The sequence below is a fragment of the Actinobacillus minor NM305 genome (assembly GCF_000175195.1).
GTDB lineage: Bacteria > Pseudomonadota > Gammaproteobacteria > Enterobacterales > Pasteurellaceae > Haemophilus_A > Haemophilus_A minor.
In genome coordinates, this window is record NZ_ACQL01000164.1 from 1 (window position 1) to 3,040 (window position 3,040).

4 protein-coding genes and 1 pseudogene are annotated in these 3,040 nt (G+C 49.2%); 1 reads left to right on the plus strand and 4 read right to left on the minus strand.

Going from position 1 to position 3,040, the window contains the following annotated elements; all coding sequences use genetic code 11:
- Window positions 1-27: 27 nt before the first annotated feature.
- The 4 genes and pseudogenes from AM305_RS11040 to sul2 all read right to left on the minus strand — a co-directional run.
- A pseudogene (locus AM305_RS11040) lies at window positions 28-318 on the minus strand (aminoglycoside phosphotransferase family protein); the annotation flags it as partial.
- Complete coding sequence (gene aph(3'')-Ib, locus AM305_RS11045; protein WP_005826108.1) at window positions 318-1,121, minus strand: aminoglycoside O-phosphotransferase APH(3'')-Ib; 804 nt, start codon at window positions 1,119-1,121, stop codon at window positions 318-320. The pseudogene AM305_RS11040 and the gene aph(3'')-Ib, both read right to left, overlap by 1 nt.
- A gap of 69 nt (window positions 1,122-1,190) precedes the next feature.
- Window positions 1,191-1,832, minus strand: coding sequence for a type A-3 chloramphenicol O-acetyltransferase CatIII (locus AM305_RS11050; protein ID WP_005826111.1), 642 nt, complete (start codon window positions 1,830-1,832; stop codon window positions 1,191-1,193).
- Window positions 1,833-1,898: 66 nt separating this feature from the next.
- Window positions 1,899-2,714, minus strand: a complete 816-nt coding sequence (gene sul2 / locus AM305_RS11055; protein WP_001043260.1) for a sulfonamide-resistant dihydropteroate synthase Sul2 — start codon at window positions 2,712-2,714, stop codon at window positions 1,899-1,901.
- Between the two features lie 72 nt (window positions 2,715-2,786).
- Between sul2 and AM305_RS12105 the strand changes: the two genes are divergently transcribed.
- Window positions 2,787-3,040, plus strand: a 254-nt coding sequence (locus tag AM305_RS12105) for a transposase (RefSeq protein ID WP_150084944.1), incomplete at its 3' end; no start/stop codon positions are given.

The following is a 3,040-nucleotide window of genomic DNA, read 5'->3' on the forward strand; positions in this document are numbered from 1 at the left end:
CAAATAATCTTATTCTTAATTCGTCTAGTCGCCGTGCTCGGCAACGATGTGAGAGAGCATTCGCTCCCCGGCATATTCGAGCAACATCAGATTGTTCTCACGACCGAGCAACCGGACTGCTCCCCTCCCATTGCGCCATACCAGATAGTCGGCCCCGCGCAGTTCATCAGCAATGTCTTCTATAGGTTTCAATCCCTTGACGATTGCAGGAGTCCCGTCTGGCAATGAAACTTTCCAAACGAGGCTGGAAAAGGTGTCCGCAATGAGAACAGGTTGCGAAACGTGCCAATGAGCAGGAAAAACAGGCGGCATGAACATCAACCCCAAGTCAGAGGGTCCAATCGCAGATAGAAGGCAAGGCGTTCGCGGTCGGGGGCTTCGATCCCCAATACATTGAATAGGACAGCGAAGGCGCGCTCTGCTTCATCTGGCGCTGCCCAGTTCTCTTCGGCGTTAGCAATCATGAGTGCCAAATCGGCATAGCGATCTGCTGTTCCGAGCCGCCCAAGGTCGATCAGACCCGTGCATTGAAGAGTTTTAGGGTCCACCATGAAGTTCGGCATGCAGGGATCACCATGGCAAACAACCATATCGGTGCGCTCTTGGTCGAGCCGCACCGGTAGCTCTCGTTCGACACGAGCCAAAAGATCGAGCTGCGGCGTACTCTTGTCCTCGTCCGGTAAGAAGTCGGGATTGACGGCATTGCGGGACACCACATCAACGGCGCGTCCGAACATTCGCGACAGCCTGCGCTCAAACGGACATTGATCAACCGATAGGCTGTGAACAGCGCCAAGTTGCTGCACCATTGACGGCCACGCTTTGAGCAAATCCGCTCCAGACAGATCAGCCGCCGGTACTCCCGGAATTGCCGTTATCACCAAGCATGCACCCTCCTGTTCCTCCTGCCAGTTGATGACCTCGGGGCAAGCCACACCTCGACCTTTGAGCCAAATGAGGCGGTCACGCTCTCCAGCGAGCTCACCGCGGCGGGAAGCAGGTGCGATTTTCGCGAAGGCATGCCCGTCACCACGTCGAAAAACAAAATCACCGGATTCTCCGCCTCTGACAGGCAACCAGTCAGAATGCGATTCACCAAAAAAAATATTAGTTCGATTCAATGGAGGTTCCTTCAGTTTTCTGATGAACAGGGCTTCACTAGATATGAAACCCTTTAATTTAACCTGAGCTTATTTTAATTTACTGTTACACAACTCTTGTAGCCGACTAATAAAGCGTGCAACATGGAAGCCATCACAAACTGCATGATGAACCTGTACTGAGAGCGGCAATAACAGTCTATCCCCTTCTTGCTGATATTTTGCCATTGTTATAATGGGTGCAAAATAATCGGTAAAATTAGCAACATTTAAATTAAAGCTATCAAAATTAACCCAAGGTAATGCTGAAATATTTAAATGATTTTCTGGTGTTACCCCTTGAGGAAATAACTTGGTATCACTTTTATAACGTTCCATTACCGATAAATAATTCACCATAAATTGATCAATATCGGATGAGTATGGGCAACTCAGTGCTGAAAATGTCTCTGTTTCTTGATGGAATACGGTGAATTGTGGGTCGACTGAATCCCATACGATCAATTCATCATCTTTTATCGCCATTCTCAACTCATCAAATTGATTCACGGCCTGAGCAATCAGATAGATCATTACCGGATAAAACTTATACGCTGAATCATCCAATGACTTTTTTAACGTCGTGATATCAATTTTGCTTGTTAAGCTAAAACCACATGGTAAACGATGCCGATAAAACTCAAAATGCTCACGGCGAACCCAATTTTTTACATCAAATTTTGTATAGTTCATAACATATCCCTTCTGAATTTTTTTTCTGATGAAGCGCGAATATAGAGAAATATCCCGAATGTGCAGTTAACGAATTCTTGCGGTTTCTTTCAGCGCCGCCAATACCGCCAGCCCGTCGCGCAAGGGGCGCGGCTCGTGTGTGCGGATGAAGTCAGCTCCACCTGCGGCGGCGGCAAGCTCTGCAGCGAGTGTCGCGGCCCCGACATCCCCCGGACCACGGCCTGTGAGCGCGCGCAGAAAGGATTTGCGCGAAACAGACAGAAGCACCGGCAAATCGAAGCGCAGCCGCAATTCATCGAACCGCGCCAGCACCGAGAGCGAGGTTTCGGGAGCAGCCCCCAGAAAAAAACCCATGCCGGGATCAAGGACAAGGCGGTTGCGTTTGATACCGGCACCCGTCAGCGCCGCGATGCGCGCGTCAAAGAACGCCGCAATGTGATCCATGATGTCGCCAGCGGGTGCCTCGCGCCGATCTGCCTGCCCGTCTTGCACCGAATGCATAACGACGAGTTTGGCAGATGATTTCGCCAATTGCGGATAGAACGCAGCGTCTGGAAAACCGCGAATATCATTGAGATAGGCCACACCACGCGACAAGGCATAGGCTTGCGTCGCGGGTTGATAACTGTCGAGCGAGACGGGAATGCCATCTGCCTTGAGCGCGTCCAGCACCGGCGCGATACGCGCGATTTCTGTGTCGGACGAAACAGGCGCGGCGTCGGGATTGCTGGATGCCGGACCGAGGTCGATCACATCTGCCCCCTCGGCCATCAGCTTACGCGCCTGCGCAATGGCTGCGTCTGGCGCCAGATACCGGCCTCCATCGGAGAAACTGTCCGAGGTTATGTTGACGATGCCGAAAATGATGAGCGATTTATTCATGGGGGCTTCTATAATAGGGTCTGTTGAACATTTGAAATAAAAAAATAGAGAGTAGTAAATGACAAGCTTTGGTTGAAACTAAAGCCTATTATCCTAGATTTGAATATCTATGACAAACCAAATTTAAGAAATATTTTCACAGGAATCTTATATCGCCTGAAAACAGGCTGCCCATGGCGATATTTACCAGAATGCTTTGGAAAGTATAATACTGTTTTTAAAACTTTTAGAAGATGGACAAAATTGGATAAATTCACCAAAATTTTTAAACAACTTATTAAAGATCCGGATATGGAGTGGTTATGGAGTGGTTATGGCTATCAAGG

Bases quoted from the DNA above. Each gene is read 5' to 3' on its own strand.
- AM305_RS11050 (WP_005826111.1), bottom strand. From the start codon at position 1,832: ATGAACTATACAAAATTTGATGTAAAAAATTGGGTTCGCCGTGAGCAT.
- sul2 (WP_001043260.1), bottom strand. From the start codon at position 2,714: ATGAATAAATCGCTCATCATTTTCGGCATCGTCAACATAACCTCGGAC.